General features: G+C 61.0%; 16 protein-coding genes and 2 pseudogenes. 6 read left to right on the top strand and 12 right to left on the bottom strand.

All coding sequences use genetic code 11. From position 1 onward, the window contains the following. Nucleotides 1-215: 215 nt before the first annotated feature. The 4 genes from P5W99_RS29160 (at nt 216) to P5W99_RS29145 (ending at nt 3,627) form a co-directional block, all read left to right on the top strand. On the top strand, nt 216-1,019 hold the full coding sequence (locus tag P5W99_RS29160) for a transporter substrate-binding domain-containing protein (protein ID WP_421027321.1): 804 nt from the start codon (nt 216-218) through the stop codon (nt 1,017-1,019). Nucleotides 1,020-1,101: 82 nt separating this feature from the next. Next, nucleotides 1,102-1,761: an amino acid ABC transporter permease gene (locus tag P5W99_RS29155; RefSeq protein WP_421027320.1), complete on the top strand. Its 660-nt coding sequence runs from the start codon at nt 1,102-1,104 to the stop codon at nt 1,759-1,761. Between the two features lie 60 nt (nt 1,762-1,821). Continuing rightward, nucleotides 1,822-2,547: an amino acid ABC transporter ATP-binding protein gene (locus tag P5W99_RS29150; RefSeq protein ID WP_421027319.1), complete on the top strand. Its 726-nt coding sequence runs from the start codon at nt 1,822-1,824 to the stop codon at nt 2,545-2,547. A gap of 63 nt (nt 2,548-2,610) precedes the next feature. Further along, complete coding sequence (locus tag P5W99_RS29145) at nt 2,611-3,627, top strand: D-cysteine desulfhydrase (RefSeq protein ID WP_421027318.1); 1,017 nt, start codon at nt 2,611-2,613, stop codon at nt 3,625-3,627. A 90-nt stretch (nt 3,628-3,717) separates the two neighbouring features. Here the strand turns inward: P5W99_RS29145 and P5W99_RS29140 are convergent, their stop codons facing one another. Beyond that, nucleotides 3,718-4,185 (bottom strand): Lrp/AsnC family transcriptional regulator, encoded by a 468-nt coding sequence (locus P5W99_RS29140; protein WP_421027317.1) that lies wholly within the window; start codon nt 4,183-4,185, stop codon nt 3,718-3,720. A 169-nt stretch (nt 4,186-4,354) separates the two neighbouring features. On the opposite strand from P5W99_RS29140, the gene metC reads away from it, so the two are divergent. Further along, nucleotides 4,355-5,542: a cystathionine beta-lyase gene (gene metC, locus P5W99_RS29135; protein WP_434664631.1), complete on the top strand. Its 1,188-nt coding sequence runs from the start codon at nt 4,355-4,357 to the stop codon at nt 5,540-5,542. Nucleotides 5,543-5,594: 52 nt separating this feature from the next. Continuing rightward, nucleotides 5,595-5,939, top strand: coding sequence for a DUF3088 domain-containing protein (locus P5W99_RS29130; RefSeq protein ID WP_421027315.1), 345 nt, complete (start codon nt 5,595-5,597; stop codon nt 5,937-5,939). A 717-nt stretch (nt 5,940-6,656) separates the two neighbouring features. Here P5W99_RS29130 and P5W99_RS29125 read toward each other — a convergent pair. The 11 genes and pseudogenes from P5W99_RS29125 to P5W99_RS29075 all read right to left on the bottom strand — a co-directional run. Next, nucleotides 6,657-6,977: a hypothetical protein gene (locus P5W99_RS29125; RefSeq protein WP_434664630.1), complete on the bottom strand. Its 321-nt coding sequence runs from the start codon at nt 6,975-6,977 to the stop codon at nt 6,657-6,659. After that, nucleotides 6,974-7,273 carry a BON domain-containing protein gene (locus P5W99_RS29120; RefSeq protein ID WP_434664628.1) on the bottom strand — a complete coding sequence of 100 codons (300 nt, stop codon included), beginning with the start codon at nt 7,271-7,273 and terminating at the stop codon, nt 6,974-6,976. The genes P5W99_RS29125 and P5W99_RS29120 overlap by 4 nt, the downstream gene beginning before the upstream one ends. Nucleotides 7,274-7,299: 26 nt before the next feature. Then, on the bottom strand, nt 7,300-8,205 hold the full coding sequence (locus P5W99_RS29115; RefSeq protein ID WP_434664626.1) for a F0F1 ATP synthase subunit gamma: 906 nt from the start codon (nt 8,203-8,205) through the stop codon (nt 7,300-7,302). Beyond that, nucleotides 8,202-8,891: pseudogene (locus P5W99_RS29110) on the bottom strand (F0F1 ATP synthase subunit alpha); the annotation flags it as partial. The pseudogene P5W99_RS29110 and the gene P5W99_RS29115, both read right to left, overlap by 4 nt. A 324-nt stretch (nt 8,892-9,215) precedes the next feature. After that, a complete protein-coding gene (locus tag P5W99_RS29105) occupies nt 9,216-9,719 on the bottom strand; it encodes a prolyl-tRNA synthetase associated domain-containing protein (protein WP_434664624.1) in 504 nt (167 codons plus the stop codon). A 64-nt stretch (nt 9,720-9,783) separates the two neighbouring features. Then, on the bottom strand, nt 9,784-11,223 hold the full coding sequence (locus P5W99_RS29100) for an aspartate ammonia-lyase (protein WP_434664622.1): 1,440 nt from the start codon (nt 11,221-11,223) through the stop codon (nt 9,784-9,786). Continuing rightward, the gene (locus tag P5W99_RS29095) at nt 11,177-12,178 is read right to left on the bottom strand and encodes a LysR family transcriptional regulator (protein WP_421027308.1); all 1,002 of its coding nucleotides are present in this window, start codon (nt 12,176-12,178) and stop codon (nt 11,177-11,179) included. The genes P5W99_RS29100 and P5W99_RS29095 overlap by 47 nt, the downstream gene beginning before the upstream one ends. Before the next feature lie 65 nt (nt 12,179-12,243). After that, a complete protein-coding gene (locus P5W99_RS29090) occupies nt 12,244-13,638 on the bottom strand; it encodes an MFS transporter (RefSeq protein ID WP_421027307.1) in 1,395 nt (464 codons plus the stop codon). Between the two features lie 293 nt (nt 13,639-13,931). After that, nucleotides 13,932-14,999, bottom strand: a complete 1,068-nt coding sequence (locus P5W99_RS29085) for a type II asparaginase (RefSeq protein ID WP_421027306.1) — start codon at nt 14,997-14,999, stop codon at nt 13,932-13,934. A gap of 418 nt (nt 15,000-15,417) precedes the next feature. Continuing rightward, nucleotides 15,418-15,690: a hypothetical protein gene (locus P5W99_RS29080; protein ID WP_421027305.1), complete on the bottom strand. Its 273-nt coding sequence runs from the start codon at nt 15,688-15,690 to the stop codon at nt 15,418-15,420. Between the two features lie 151 nt (nt 15,691-15,841). Continuing rightward, nucleotides 15,842-16,369, bottom strand: a pseudogene (locus P5W99_RS29075) (IS3-like element ISBam2 family transposase); the annotation flags it as partial. Nucleotides 16,370-16,729: the final 360 nt, after the last annotated feature.

The following is a 16,729-nucleotide window of genomic DNA, read 5'->3' as shown; positions in this document are numbered from 1 at the left end:
GAACTAGAAAAATTTTCCAGGAATCGATTGATGTGCGCACGCTTTTGGAAACACTTTCCATTCTGACAACACTAAGCTTGCCATCAGTCGAGCCGCATTCGTAACCGTGACCGGTGCACCCCGATCCATGTGCGAAAACTGCGCTTCGCGCGCTTCAATCGCCCTTCAAATCTAAAAGAAAACATCCACTTTTATTGTTACCAACGGAGACAAAGATGAAGTCGTTCAAACCGCTGTTCACGTCAGCACTAGTCGCCGCTCTGCTCGGCGTCACGAGCGCATCCGTGCATGCGGCTGACCTGCTCGACACGGTCAAGCAGGCCGGCGTGCTGAAGGTCGCGCTCGAAGGCACCTACCCTCCGTTCGATTACCGTAACAGCGACGGGCAGCTCGAAGGATTCGACGTCGACGTTGCGAAGGCCGTCGCCGCGCGGCTCGGAGTCAAGCCACAGTTCGTCACGACCGAATGGAGCGGTATTCTCGCCGGCCTTCAGGCTGGCAAGTTCGACGTAATCGTCAACCAGGTAGCGATCACGCCAGCGCGGCAGCAGGCGCTCGACTTCAGCCAGCCCTACGTGTACTCGGCCGCGCAACTGCTGCAGCGCGAGAACGATACTCGCGCGTTCAAGTCGCTGAACGACCTGAAGAACCTCAAGATGGGCGTCGTGCTCGGCAGCAACTATGCGGAGCTTGTGAAAACGGTGCCCGCGATCAACGCGCAGATTTATCCCGGCGAGTCCGAAATTCTGCGCGACCTTGCGACCGGCAGGCTCGATGCCGCAGTGAACGATCGCCTGATGGTTCCTTACCTGATCAAGACCACGCATCTGCCGCTGCGTGCGAGCGGTGTGATTCCGGGCGCCGACACGAAGATGGGCATCCCTTTCCGCAAGGGCAATCCGAAGTTCGAGAAAGCGATCGACGGCGCGCTCGCCTCGATGCGCGAGGACGGCACGCTCAGGAAGATCTCGATGCAATGGTTTGGTGCCGACGTCTCGGCGGCCCCGAACTCCCACTAACCCTCCCAATCAAGCAACGATACGCGCGCACCGGCATGGATCGCATCGCCGGCGCGCCCGACAATGATCTGGAGTCGAGTTCATGGACGCATTTGATCTGGTCGTGCACACCCTTCCCGTCCTCGCAACGGGCGCCGTGCTCACAATGAAATTCGCAGTCGCATCGATGGTGCTGGGACTGATCGTCGGCCTTTTGGTCGCGATCGTACGAATCGGCAACAACCGGTTCCTGTCCTCGATCGCGCAAGGCTATGTCAGCCTGATGCGCGGTACGCCGCTCCTCGTGCAGATGTTCGTTGTGTATTACGGGCTGCCCGACGTCGGTATCTCGCTCGATCCAACCTCAGCCGGCATTCTCACGCTGACGCTGAACGCCGGCGCGTACCTGTCTGAGAGCATGCGCGGCGCGATCCTGGGTATCGGCCGCGGCCAGTGGGCCGCATCGCACAGCCTGGGTCTCACGCACATACAGACGCTGCGCTACGTCGTCTGTCCACAAGCGCTGCGTCTCGCAGTGCCGAGCCTTTCGAACACGCTTATCAGTCTGGTCAAGGATACGTCACTCGTTTCCGTCATCACCGTCACCGAGCTGCTGCGCTCGGCTCAAGAAGTCATCGCCTCCACCTTCCAGCCGCTTCCGCTGTATCTTGCGGCCGCCGCGATCTACTGGGTGCTCAGCACGTTGCTCGCGTGGCTCCAGGGCCGCATTGAAACGCGCTGCGCGCTGCCGTCGACGCACTGAGCACCCGCCGGCCGTCCGGACCGTGGACGGCTGCGTTCCTCTTTCACGAACAATCCGAACATGATTACCCTTGACAACGTCTCGAAGTGGTACGGCAAGCATCAGGTTCTCACCGACTGCAGCGCAGCGGTCACGAAAGGCGAAGTGGTCGTCGTCTGCGGCCCGTCCGGATCCGGAAAATCTACCTTGATCAAAACGATCAACGGTCTCGAACCGTTCCAGAAAGGCTGCATCACGGTGAACGGTGCCCGGCTAGACGATCCAACGGTGAAGCTCGCACAACTGCGTTCGCGCGTCGGCATGGTGTTCCAGCACTTCGAGCTGTTTCCTCACCTGACCGTGCTGGCCAACCTGACACTGGCCCAGACGAAAGTGCTGCACCGGCCCATGGACGAGGCGCGTGACATCGGGCTGCGTCTTCTCGATCGCGTCGGGCTCAAAGCGCACGCCCAGAAGTTTCCCGGGCAGTTGTCCGGCGGGCAGCAACAGCGCGTTGCGATTGCCCGTGCGCTCTCGATGAACCCGATCGCGATGCTGTTCGACGAGCCGACGTCAGCACTCGATCCGGAGATGATTAACGAAGTCCTCGATGTCATGGTCGAGCTCGCGCGCGACGGGATGACCATGGTCTGCGTCACACACGAGATGGGTTTCGCACGCAAAGTTGCGCATCGCGTGCTGTTCATGGATCGTGGCGTGATCGTCGAAGACACAACGAGCGACGCATTTTTTCATACGCCGCGTTCCGAGCGTGCACGCGATTTCCTCGACAAGATCCTCCACTGAGCCGCAGCGCACCGCCCTCTAACCGGCGGTGGCGCCTTCAAACCCGACACCTGTGCCATCCGCATGACAACGACAACGCTTACCACAAGACTGAATAACGTTGCGCGCCTGAATCTCATCGACGCACCAACTCCGCTGCAGCGGCTGCCGAGACTGTCCGAGCACGTCGGTCGCGACATCTACGTGAAGCGCGACGATTTCACTTCGCTCGCCATGGGCGGCAACAAGCTGCGCAAGCTCGAGTATCTCGGTGCACACGCGATACGCCAGAACGCCGACGTGCTCGTGACTGCGGGCGCACTCCAGTCGAATCATGTTCGGCAAACCGCGGCGCTCGCGGCACAACTGGGACTCGGCTGCGTCGCGCTGCTGGAGAATCCGATCAGCACTACGCGCGACGATTATCTGCGCAACGCCAACCGCTTGCTCCTCGATCTGTTCCGTGTGAGGGTCCATGAGGTCGCCAATCTGGACGACGCAGACCGGCAGCTCGAGACCGTCGCGCAGCAACTTCGGGACGAAGGGCGACGGCCGTATGTGATTCCGGTCGGCGGATCGAATGCGCTTGGCGCGCTTGGCTATGTGCGTGCGGGCCTCGAGCTCGACCAGCAGATCCGCGCGGCGGGGTTAGAATTTTCGGCCGTCGTGCTCGCGTCCGGCAGTGCGGGCACGCACGCAGGTCTCGCGCTCGCGTTTGCTCATGAGATGCCATCGACGCCCGTGATTGGCGTGACGGTGTCGCGCACTTCGGCAGCGCAGCGTCCGAAGGTACAAGGCCTCGTCGACCAGACAAGCGAGCTGCTCGAACTCGAACCGGATCCGGCGATGCGCGTCGATCTATGGGACGCTTACTTTGCACCACGTTACGGTGAGCCCAATACCGCCGGACTCGACGCAATTCGCCTGCTCGCGCGGACCGAAGGATTGCTGCTCGATCCCGTCTACACGGGCAAGGCGATGGCCGGCCTGCTCGATGGAATCGCCTGCGGTCGGTTCGACGGAAAGGGGCCGGTGCTCTTCGTACACACCGGCGGCGTACCCGCGCTGTTCGCTTATCGCGAGGCGTTTCGCAGCGACTGAGCCACTTCGGAGCATCATAGACCAGGCATGCAATGCCAATAAACGCGCGATCTGCCGACAATTGAATTGTCGGCAGGTCGCGCGTTTTCGTTATTCACTCACCACGTAATCGAGTGGAAGCGCTGTTGTTCGCTTGATCACCTCCATCGCGAACGCCGAGCTCACGTCCATCAGTTCGACACTTTTGATCAACCGCTTGTAGACGCTGTCGTAGCCGGCGATATCCGGCACGACGACCTTGAGCAGGTAGTCGACATCGCCGCTCATCCGATGGATCTCGATGATCTCCGGGATCGCCCGCACGGCGGCGATGAATCTCGTTGTCCACGCATCACCGTGCTGGTTCGAGCGCACTGTCACGAATGCCGTAAGTCCAAGATTTAGCTTGTTAGGATCACAAAGCACGACCTGCCGGCAGATCACCCCATCGTCGCGCAGCTTCTGCAGGCGCCTCCAGCACGGCGTCGGCGAAAGATTGACCGCCTTGGCCAGTTCATTCAGTCCGATTGTGGCATCCGCCTGAAGCAGTTTGAGTATCTGCGCATCACGTTTATCCATATCTCCTCCGGGTTAGAAACTTTTCCCAATCTTAGCGGGATCGGCGCGATTCTTTAAAAACATTTTTCGCGTCCGCGAAATTAATATGTCTTCACGCACAGCACAGGTAGTGATATCGCGGCGGTGCTCGATACACCCCGATTGAACCGACGATAGAGAGGACCACACCTTGAACGCAATGCATTCGACCGACACCGTTCTGGCCCACGAGGGCCGCAAGCACGACCAGCTCGGCGCGCCGGTGAATCCGCCGGTTTATCGTCAATCGACGCTGCTGTTTGAAAATCTCGAAGCGCTGAGGACCGCGAGCGGCACGCCAAACGCGTACGGGCGCGGCGGCAGCCCGACCACGCGCGCGCTCGAAAACGCGCTCGCGCGACTCGAAGGCGCGCAACATGCGATGCTCACACCAAGCGGACTCAGTGCGATCACGACCTCGCTGCTCGCCGTGCTGAATCCCGGCGATCATCTGCTGATGACCGATTCCGTCTACGACCCGACGCGCACGTTCTGCAACGAAACGCTCATGCGCCTCGGCATCGAAACGACCTACTACGATCCAGCGATTGGCGCCGGCATCGCGGCGCTGATGCGGCCGAACACGCGCGCAGTTTTCGTCGAGTCGCCCGGATCGCTGACGTTCGAAGTGCAGGACATCCCGGCGATCAGCCGGATCGCGCATCGTCACGGTGCAATCGTGCTGATGGATAACACGTGGGCCACGCCGCTCTATTTCCGCTCGTTCGAGCATGGCGTCGACGTATCGATTCATGCCGCAACGAAGTACATCTCGGGGCACTCCGATCTGCTGATGGGCGTGATCCTCACGACGGAGTCGCTATATCCGAAGATCAACCGTTTTTATCGGCAATTAGGCATGACGGTGAGCGGCGACGATTCCTATCTCGCGCTGCGCGGCTTGCGAACACTCGCGGTTCGGCTCGAGCGGCACCAGCGTAATGCGCATGCGTTGACGGACTGGTTCGCGCAGCAGGCGGAAGTAGCAGAAATTCTTTATCCGGCTCGGCCTGGTTCACCGGGACACGCATTGTGGCAACGCGACTTCACAGGCGCGAGTGGTCTGTTTGGGGTTGTGTTGCACCCGCAATCCGAGGAGGCGATGCGCGCGTTGCTCGACGGTATGTCCTGCTTCGGCATGGGCTATAGCTGGGGCGGCTTCGAAAGTCTCATTCTGCGCTCCAGCCCGGGGAGCTACCGCACGGCGAAACAATGGCCGTGGGACGGCCCACTGCTGCGGATCCACGCGGGCCTCGAACATCCCGACGACATGATCGCCGACCTCGAAGCCGGTTTCTCGCGACTGAGAGCCGCGACCCTCGTGCCGATGGAATCGTGAATCGACGTACGTAGAACCTCAACTCTGAATTTCCAACCACAGCGAGACAATCATGAAAGACAAACTGTTCATTCTGCGTCCTGGATTCTTTAGCGGTGAAGAAGGTCCCCTCTACTGCGGCGACTCGGTTGCCGTCGAGGGGCTGCTGAGCTTTTTCCCGCAACTGCGCAACAACGTCGACGTCGAATACATCGATGCCCCGCGTCCGCGCAAGGCAATCGTCGAACTGATCGGCGAAACCAACCAGTCGGCACCCGTGATCGTGATTGGTAGCGGCCAGGCGGTAAAGGACACGTCCGTAGATGTGCTTGAACACAACGGAATGCGCTTCATCAATGCACCTGACGACATCCGGCGCTATCTGTCGTCGCAGTACGGTGTCGCTCACGCATCGTGATGGGACGGGGAGAATGCGCTTGCATTGGGCGCGTTCGTTGAAGGGACCGCGCCATGCTCATGCGGTGCGGGCCTGAAGCCGTCGGACCATTGACATTGGAATTCCGCGGCTTCATCGTGTTTCCGGGGAATGGCAAACGCGATCGGCGGGTATTCATCATCCGCTCGACGCATGCCTCACCTGCGTGCGTGGCCCGCGTCTTTCGCATCATTGGGAAGAGTTCCCCCCGCTCTTCACAGGAACCATCCGAGGGCGATGTGTGGTCCTGGTGATGGTGGTGCTGGCGCAATTTTTGGCAGGCAATCTCCTTTCCGTGCTCGAAATCCGGTACGAACGCAAGCCCGTGCCTCACGGCACCCCGATATAATATGGACTACAAATGGAATGTCGAAAATAGAATTATGTTAAATTCATGTCACCAGGCAAGGCGCACAGAGGGTTCTCCGTGCCGTGGCCATGGCGGCAAAAAAATCGAACTACGCGTGCTGCGCTACCTAGCCGAGATGGATGTTCATGTACTCAATCGAGTTCCGGCGCGGCGGACGCGCCCGTGAGCACGGAATCGCAAAACGCTCGCCGCGCGCGTGCGCCTTATCGATCAGATGCGCCAGTTCGAGCGGCACGGCCTTCGATCAGCGCGGCAGCAGCGCTGGCCGGCATCAACTTCGACGCTAGCGATGTGTTCCGGATACGCGATTCCATCTGCATTCCTCTTCACTACACAACCGGCCGGTCCACGACGGCGCGCACGCCGCGCGTGAACCAGACGGCGCCGCAGGCCGCAAGCCTCTCATGCAGCGAGGCGACAGTATCGATGAGCGTCATCACGCCGTCGTGCTCGTCGATGTGGATGCCCGCGAACTCGCGTTGCGCAGGGCGCGCCAGCGCCGCGCTGATATGCTGAGCGCCGTGGAGCGCCGCATCGCTATGGCGCACGCTCAGCCGGTTAGCCACGCCCACCAGGCCGCGCATGCGGCTCACGACGCTCTCCGCGGCGTTGTGCTGATAACACAGGTCCACTTCGCCGATGAGGGTCACGCAGCGATGTTCGACCTCCACGCGCACCCCGGTTCGGGCTCAAACTCGTCTGCCAACGCAAGGCGCCCATGATCGCGGTGGCTAGATAGGCGTCGGGATGGTCGGGGTCCGGCGGCGGGTCGTTCGACAGTTCCAAGCGCGATCGCGCGGCAACCGGCCACGCGCTCGGCGGCGCGCTCGGTTGCCAGCTTCTGCGCATAGTCGGGCGCCCATCCCGACAACGTGACGATGCGATCTTTCACACCGACCTTGATGCCCGAGGCGTCGAGTGCGAGATCCCGCGCCAGTTCGAACATCGCGGGGACCGCTCGGCTGATGCCGATCAATCCACGGCGCGACGGGCAGGCTCGCCGCCGGCGCTCAGCTCGACGATCTCCGAGGTAATCTCCTCCTGGCGCACTGCCCGATAGTGCTGCGTGAGATCATTCAGGCGCTGCTGCACGTGGGTGCGCGCCGCGAGCATCGCGCGCACGCGCGCTTCGTTTTCAGCCGCGAACGAGAGCATCAGCGCTTCACACAATTGCACGAACACATAAAAGTCGACGAGACCGGACAGCAGCCGCGCCGGCGCGACGTTGACAAGCGGTGGCTGCGCGCGCGGGGATACCCGGAAGCGCGTGAAATCGAAGGGAATGAGGATGCGCTGCGCGATCTGCAAGCGTGACTCGCCGGGCTGCGCACTCACCACCGAAATCCGGGCGACGCGCTGGCCGGGCGCGAGCCGCGCGTAGAGCGCATCGGTAATGCGGACCGCCAGTTGCGGAATGGCGTCGGGATGCACCGCCATCGGTGCGGACCAGACAGCGCTCAGGCCGCGCGAGGCGGCGGCGCTCGCGAGCCGCGAACCGACGAGCAGCCAGCGGTACGCATGCGCACCGCCGTCCTGACGCAGCGCGTACTCCACCAACTCGTCGTTGAGCGCCCCGACGAAGCCCTGCTCCGTGCCGACGACGATGCACACGTCGCCTCCCCCCGCGCTGTCGCGCACGGCCGGCGTGCCGGCCGCTGGACCGCCGGCCGCGCCTTCGGTCGCGAACGCAAGCACTTCACCGATTGCCGCCCTCGCCGTCGCCGTCGCCGCCGTCGCCGCCGCCGCGCGGATGCCGGCCAGCCGCTCGCGCGCCTCGTGCGAGCGCGAGGCCGCAATGCCGCGCATCGCCGCGATCACGGCATCGAGTTGATGCGTCGCCGCGATCCAGCTCTCGATTTCGCCGAGCTTGCCGCTCATTCGTGCCCCCTGGCAGACGCGCCGCCCACCGCCGTATCGGAAGTCCGCTCGCGCACCCACTCGCGAAGCTGGTCCAGGTTCTGTGATATTTCGGTATCCGAATGAACTGTCGATTGCTGTGCATACCGCTGCGCGAGGCGATCGCGAATCTGCGCGGCCACGCTCGCTGGCACCGCGTCGAACGCGCCTTCGGCGAGCGCGGCGAGCAGCGCCACCTGGTCGCCGGTGCCCAGCGCGCTGAGGCGCGGCTGCGCGAGCAGGGCGCGAATCCGCTCGCCGCGCGCGATCTGCGCGCTCACGCGCGCATCCGTGAGGCCGCCGAAGCGCGTGAATATCTCCAATTCGAGGAACTGCGCATAGTCAAGCCGCAGGGGCCCGGCCACCTGGCGCAGCGCGGCCGTCTGCGCCTTGCCGCCCACGCGGCTCACGCTCAGCCCCACGTTGACCGCCGGCCGCTGGTTGGATGCGAACAGCGCGGCATCCATCACGATCTGGCCGTCGGTGATCGATATCAGATTCGTGGGGATGTAGGCCGAGAGATTGCCCGCGTCGGTCTCGGCGATGGGCAGCGCGGTCAGCGAACCGCCGCCCAGCGCGGGGCTCAGCTTCGCCGCGCGCTCCAGCAGCCGCGCGTGCAGATAGAAGATATCGCCGGGATAGGCCTCGCGGCCCGGCGGCTCGCCGGTACTTGATGCTGCGCCACCCCCGTTCGACGAACACGTTGTCGCGCCAGCTTCCCTTGCCATCCGTCGACAGCCGGATGTCTCGGACCAGCACGGCCTCAGTGAACACGTTCGCCGTGAACTGGCTGCCCTGATCCGAAAAACTCGCTTGCGGACGTTATCCGATCGCTAATCCGCGAAAATGTGGGCGTTCACAGGCAGCCTCTTCAAGCGCCCTATAATTCAGGGGACGGTTCACCGCTGAAATCGGCCATTGGTCCGGAATGGCGAGCTTTACTCGATTTGGACTTCCCGACATCCCGATAATTGCCAGCGTGAGTTGACGCTTCAAGCTGCCTGTCTCGCTTCGAGGGCGTGCCACGACGGAGCGTGACCAATGTGCTTCATAAAATCTTCGAGATCTTGTCTCGACAACGCGATTGTCGCTGTGCTATCGAGCGGATGAAACAAAAAGACCCGTTCGTGCGCCAGGTCATCGTCGATGACGAGGCGAACGTCATGAGCGCGGTCATTGACCAAAGCGAGTGGGCTCAACGAACCGGGCCGAACCCCAAGCAGATCGAAAAGGCGATCGGCCGAAGCGAACGAGAGACGTTTGCTGTTCAGCGTCTTCGCGACCGCGGACACGTCCAGCGATTTATGCGCGGTCGTGACGACGAGGTATAAACCGCCCTGCTTGTCCTGGAGCAGAAGATTCTTGCAGCGCGCACCATCGAGCGAAAGCTTGAGCGCGCCGGATTCCGCCATGTTGAGCACCTGCTCATGGTCCTCACACTCAAACGGCACCTCTTGCTCCTCGAGCAGCGTGAGCAGTTCGTCCCTTCCTATCATTTCCCACTCGCTCCACAATGTTGCAAAGGCCGTCCGTGATCTTGCGCGGCCGGCCAGGGGTCAATCAACGCGGCTCAAAAACCGGGTACGACGCCACGTCGATCGCCGACAGGGTGTCATCGCGCGACAGAAAGCCAGATTCGTCGAGAATCTCCACCAGCGGCCGACCTTCCGCCACCGACTGCCTCGCCAGCTTGCTCACTCGAGCATAGCCAAGTTTCGGCACGAGCGCCGTCGCCACAGCCATCGAGTCCATCAGGTGTCGTTCGTTGCACGCAACGTCTGCGGTAATGCCGGCAACGCACTTCTGCGTGAACCGCTGGATGCCGTTGGTCAGCAGCATGATGCTGTCAAACACGCGCGACGCCACGACAGGCTCGAAGTGATTGATTTCCAGCTCGCCATACTGCACGGCCTGAGCCACCGCGACATCATTTCCGATAACCGCAAAGCTCAGCTGGATCATGGCCATTGGCAGCACGGGGTTCACCTTGCCCGGCATGATCGAGGAGCCGGCCTGCGCCTCCGGCAGGCGCAACTCCCCAATTCCGCCCACTGGACCCGAGGACAGCACCGTAAGGTCCGATGCAATTTTCGCAATGGACGCCGCACAGGTCCGAAGCTCCCCCGAAACGCGCGAGAACACGTCCATGTTCTGCATCGCGTCGAACGGGTTTGCCGGCGCGACATAGTCGACACCCGCGATATCCGAGAGGTGCCGGTAGACCGCGGATCGATATCCAGCGGGCGCACCGAAGCCCGTACCGATTGCCGTACCACCTAGCGGCAGTGTCCGCAGCTTGTCGCGCACCGCCGCCAACTCTTCCGCCAGACGTCGCGCAAGCGACGCATAACCGCTGAAAAGCTGGCCGAGGCGCATCGGCTGCGCATCCTGGAGACACGTTCGGCCGAGGTGAAGGACGTCGGCAAACTCGAGAGCCTTACCTTCGAACTTCTCAGCCAGTTTTTCTACTTCCGCACTGAGCGGTCCAAGCATCGCGTAGGTCGCAATTTTCAGCGCGGCCGGATACACGTCATTCGTGGACTGCGAGCGGTTGACATGGTCGTTGGGATGGATCACGTCGTACGAACCTGGCGTATGCCCCAAAATCTGTTGCGCCCGATTCGCGATCACCTCGTTGAAGTTCATGTTCGTCGAGGTTCCACCCGAGCCTTCGAGCAGATCAACGATCAGGGAGTCGCCGAGCTTGCCTTCGATGATTTCCTGACACGCCCGGCTGATTGCATCACATTGTTCCAGCGTGATCACCTCGTTGTCGCGGTTCGCGAGCGCCGCCGCCCATTTGCACTGCGCGAAGGCCACCGCAAACGCAGGATAGTGCGCAATGCTGAGCAGCGAAATCGTCAGATTGTCGACGCCCCTTACCGAGTTGACGCCGTATAATTTTTCGACGGGAATATCAACTTCGCCGACGTAGTCGCGTTCCGTACGCGTTTCAGCTTTGGCTTGACTGTTCATTTGAGTTCCTGTTTCCCACAGCAATGAGTCTTTTAATTTCCTCGCCGAGTGCTTTCCTCACTCTCGGCAGGAATGATGTTTCGATAACTTCGGATGCCGTATCACATGCATCTTCGAAAAAGGCGCTGTATTCATCCCGACGCGCTACCAGGTACAGCGACCGTTCAAGCCCCAGCCTGTCGACCACGTGGGTGGCCACCTGGCCGGCATAAGCCGCCCCCTGGAGCAGGCACATCGGCGAGGTCACTGCCCATCCGATACCCTCTGCCACCATCGACGTGAGCGCATCGGCGGTATCGAGTTCGAGCCGGTTCGGTGCACGCACTTCGATGCGCCGCAAATAACGCTCAATCTGCATGCCCACCTGTGATTTCCGGTTAAAGCGCACGATCGGCAATGCATTGGACAACGCCCGGATGTCCTCCACGGTTCGGATCGACCTGCGAAAATCCCGGGGCGTGATGACCAGGTATTGCTCGGAGAAGAGCCGGAACCGGACGACGTCATTGGCGTCTATCAACGCGTCACTCGTGACGATGAGATCCAGATCGCGCCGCAGCAGCGCCTCGCCTTGCTGCGGGCTCAATCCCGTACGGATGGACAGTTGCGACACCTTTCCCAACAACCGCTTCGTAAAAGCCGAGCCGCAGGTGGAAGCGAACGAGTCGACAAGTCCAATGCGAAGATCAGGCTTGATGCCTCGCCCCGCTTCGACAACCTGAGCCTTCAGGTTGGCGATCTCCTCACTGAGTACCGTGCCGCGGTTCCTCAATGCGATGCCGTACGGCGTCAACGCGAGGGGACGGGTCGTGCGATTGACCAGCACAACCCCCAGTTCGTCTTCGAGTTGGCGGATGATCTGCGAGACACCGGATTGGGAAATGCCCATGCGTGCGGCTGCCCCAGACATGCTGCCCTCTTCCGCCACCGCGACGAAGACCTGTACCGCGTACATATCAATTGGCTTGTTGGACGACACGATCCGCTCTCCCTTAGTTTCGGTCAGCAGACGTTGCCAGGCGTGCGCCAACGCGCGTCGGAACGTCAGACGCCCGGGTTTCCGTTGCGATGCGCCGCTGTGCGCAGGCTCACGTTCTGGCCGTCGTCCACCGCCGGTTCATTGCTGCCGTGACCCGAGCTCATATCCGAAAGACTCTCCTTGCCGGTTTCCGGTGCGAACCAGTGACAGAACACGCCACCGAACACCAGGACGGCCACGCACACACCGAGCGCGGCGTGGATGCCGACCTGTTGCACAGCCACAGGCAGAAGAAACGTGCTGATCGCAGAACCGAAGCGGCTGGAGGCGACGGCCAGCCCTACACCGGACGCGCGCAGGTGGGTCGGGAAAAGCTCCGGCGGATAGACGAACTCGAGGTTCGCAGCGGCAGAAAGGATGCAGGCGAAAATGCCAAATGCGAGTATTGTGCCGAGCGGCCCGAATCCGGCGTAGGTGAGCACCGCCAGTCCGATTGCGGCCAGATAGAAGCTGCCAACGAGAAATGCGCGACGCGAGAGCCTGTCGGCGATCAGCAGTCCAAAGATTGCTCCGGCGAAGAGCAGTACGTTATAAACGAGGGCGCCGACAAAGCCGTCCTTGACCTGCAAGGCTTGCAGTACCTTTGGAGAAAACGTGCCGAGCGCAAAGTAAGGAATGACCTGGCACGTGTAGAACACACAGCCGACCAGGGTGTTCTTTCTCCAACGGGCCGAGAACAGTTCTGACCACACACCACGACGTTGCTGGGGCACGGCCGTCGATGCAGGCAGCATGGTCTCCGGTCCGAACTTTGCACGGATGATTTCCAGTGCCTCGTCCTTGCGGCCGCGTTTCATCAGCCACATGGGAGACTCGGGTACGCCGAGACGGAACGGCAGGATCAGCAGTGCCGGCAGCCCACTGGCGGCCAGCATGATCCGCCATGCGTCGGGGCCGATATCGCGAATGGCGAAGCCTGCGAGATACGCACAAACGTAACCTGCCGCCCAGGCCGCGGCGAGCACACTCAGGAGACGGCCACGATAGCGGCGTGGAGCAAACTCCGTGACGAGCGACTTGCTCACGACGTAGTCGGCGCCGAGAATGAGCCCAAGCAGTACGCGCAACACCAGCAGTTGGGTCGGCGCCGTCACAAAATATTGCGCTGCGGATATCACGGCAAAAAGCAGCATGTCGAAGGCGAAGATGGTGCGTCGGCCATAACGATCCGCCACAGGACCCGCAAACATGCTTCCGAAAAAGAGGCCGGCAAGCGACGCCGCACCGAGCGCCCCCATCCAGACTGCGTTCAGGTGAAGTGCGCCGGCAGCCATGCTCACGGCGATTCCAATAATGCCCAGCACAAAACCGTCGCTGAACTGCCCGCCTGTACCGCTGAACGCCACGCGCACGTGGAAGCCGCGCAGCGGAACATCCTCCATCAATATCTGCTTGCTCACTTTCGTCTCCTGAACTCTGGTTATCAGCGAGGCGCCTGCGTGCGCCTTCAAAAACCAGTGTAGGGAGTCAGAATCAAAAAAACAGCATGTCAGGCGGCAGTATCAATGCATCTAATAGTATGTGACGCAGTGGTTGAAGTCGAGCACTGCAACGGGCGCCAGGCGTGTTGGGGGCTCGAACTGGGGACGGCTCTGGCGTCTCCCGGAACGACACGCGGCGCGACGGCGCTTTCACAGCACCGTCGCGCCCATACGAATCGTCGTCCCGCTGCACCTCAACCGGCGATAACAATTCAAAACTCGTGAAGCATTGCCTGGATACGTGACGGATCTTTGGTTACCGTAAGCGCGAGCATCAGGAGAATGCGTGCCTTTTGGGGGTTCAGGTCGTCACCGAGAAGACCCACGTAGGCTGGATCTTCGGGTATGAATCCGCCCCCTGTACGGGAGGAGCGGACCACAATCAACCCCTTGGCAATCGCCTTCTTGATCGAGGGAAGGGTAAGAAGCGATTCGCTGCCTGCGCCAACTCCCGCAACGACTATGCCCTTTGCGCCGTGCGAAACTGCGGCGTCGTACATGAAGCCGCCGTCGTTCTGGTGGCCGTAGACAATATCGACTTCCGGCAGCGAATCTAGCTTCGACACGTCAAATGGCGTCGATGTGGTGTGGCGCTTCAACACGGCCGTCTCGAAGTGAGGAACCTCGTCTACCAGCGTGCCCAGGTAACCAGCGTCGTTTCCCTTGAACGTATCCAGCGTGGTGCCGTTTGTCTTCGTGGTGTAGCGCGCCGAACCGATCCGGTCGTTCAGCACGATCATCACGCCACGGCCACGTGCCTCCGGCGACGCGGCAACGGTGACTGCCTGCAGGAGGTTGCTCGGGCCATCAGCACTGATCGCCGTTGACGGTCGCATCGAACCCGTGACTACCACAGGCTTGTCGCTCTTGACGACAAGATCAAGGAAATATGCGGTTTCCTCGAGGGTATCGGTGCCGTGAGTAACCACGACACCCGCGATATCCGGTTGAACCAGAAGCTGATTCACACGCCTGGCCAGTTTCAGGAGGATATCGTTAGTGATGTTCTCGCTTCCGACGTTCGAAATCTGTTCACCGGACACCTGTGCAATCTTGCCTAATGACGGCACTGATTTGAGAAGCGCGTCAGCCGTTAATACGCCTGGCTTGTAGCCCGTCGTTTGCGTCTCACTCCCTGCGGTACCGGCGATCGTGCCGCCGGTTGCCAGCACTGCGACGTGGGGCAGTTCTCCGGTGGATGTGGATTGCGCCATGGCCGGGGCCACTGACACCAGGAAAAGCGCAATACTGGCTAAAAATCGGTGCACGTAGCCGCTCATATGAGCGTGGTTGTCTCTCACAATAGGTCTCCAGATTAGAAGAGTGAAACGCCGGATAGCCATCCAAAATGGCGTATCGCTGGAGACGAGTGTAGTGACACATTCAAGAAATCAAATCAGGCCTGCGGCATCATTAGAGAAACTGATAGTATGGTGTACGGAAGATGAAGGTGCGCGTATTCATGGCGCCCGCAGGTGGAAAGACCGCTTCGGGTCGATATGACCCATTCGCTTTCGCACCGAACCAGCGCTCCCGTCCAGGCGTTCGTTGTCCTCCGACGCTGCCAGACATGCCGCGTACCGCCCGGCGATGTAGTCTCGCTCCATTTGACATTACAGGAGGAATGTCGCGGCACGGCGCGGCCGGGACACGCAAACTGTCGGCGTAGTATCGGGTCGTCCACGACACCCCGTTTTCCTATGCCACTACCACGGCTTCTTTTGAACCGTTTTGTAACGCGTGGTCGCCCCACTCGATCACATCCGGCGCAACCTGTCCGACACTATCGGACTGACCGATCTTAACGATCGTTGGCGGCTCGGCGTTCTCCGATCCGGCTGCGGCGAGCAGCCTGCCATTCCCTTTGGAGACGTTCCATGATCCATTGCTGTGTCCGTGGACAATCAGGTCTTCATCGCCTGCTTCCAACCGGAAGCGAACGGCGCATTGATGTTCGTTGATATCGCTCATAGTGGTATTCCGATCAGTCGTTCCAGTCCCGCGATCGCTTCCAAACGCCGTCTTTGTACTCGAACTCAGCTTCTTGGCTCGACTGTACGGGTCCTCCGAAACATTGACCTGCCCCCTTCAATAAGGCCAATGAGCTTCTAGCAAAGTCCCTTTAAACCAACTCCTGGAAAGCGGCAGGAGCATCCGCGGTTGCCCGGTGTTTCGCCGCAAACTCTGACGGCGCAAGGTAGTTCAGTGCGCTGTGCGGCCTTTGCTCGTTGTAGTCCTGACGCCATGCCGCGATGACAGCCCGAGCGTGCGCGAGCGTCGTGAACCAGTGCTCGTTAAGGCATTCGTCGCGGAACTTGCCGTTGAACGATTCGATGTACGCATTCTGCGTTGGCTTGCCCGCCTGAATCAACTTCAGTGTGACGCCGTTCGCATACGCCCACTGGTCAAGCGCGCGGCTCGTAAATTCGGGGCCCTGGTCTGTTCGCACCGCCTTGGGATAGCCACGGAAGCGAGCTGCACGGTCCAATGCCCGAGCGACATACAAACCTGAGATGCCATGGTCGACGACAATGTCGATAGCCTCTTTCGTGAAGTCGTCGACGACGGTCAGGCACTTCACGCGCCGGCCGTTGGAAAGCGCATCCATCACGAAATCGATTGACCACACCTCGTTGGGTGCGCCCGGCAATGAGCGCGAGATAGAAGCCATAGCGGCTGTTCAAGCAAGCGGCGGGCCGTGGATACTCAGTGAGAGCGCTGGGCCCATTCTCGAAAACATCGTTTGTATCTACGACGTCCAGCTTAGCTGGCATATCGGCGGGGTCTTCACACGATGCCACGCCAGGCTGGAACAGCGCCTTGGCATGTTGGTTGTCCGGTCCGGGGCAGCCTTGCTGCATCGCGGTGTAGCAAGCTGCGCAGTTAGAACCACCGGGGATTAACAGCCTATAAACGCGCTGTAGTCGGACCGGCAAGCTGCTGCAGGGTGCCGGTCTGCTCCGCAACTCGTCTTCAGTGACACTTCCATCGCGGTCCGAGACCCTCGCGT

Source organism: Paraburkholderia sp. A3BS-1L (assembly GCF_051125215.1).
GTDB lineage: Bacteria > Pseudomonadota > Gammaproteobacteria > Burkholderiales > Burkholderiaceae > Paraburkholderia.
The sequence above is the reverse complement of the archived record's forward strand: the minus strand, read 5'-3'. Positions and strand labels throughout refer to the sequence as shown.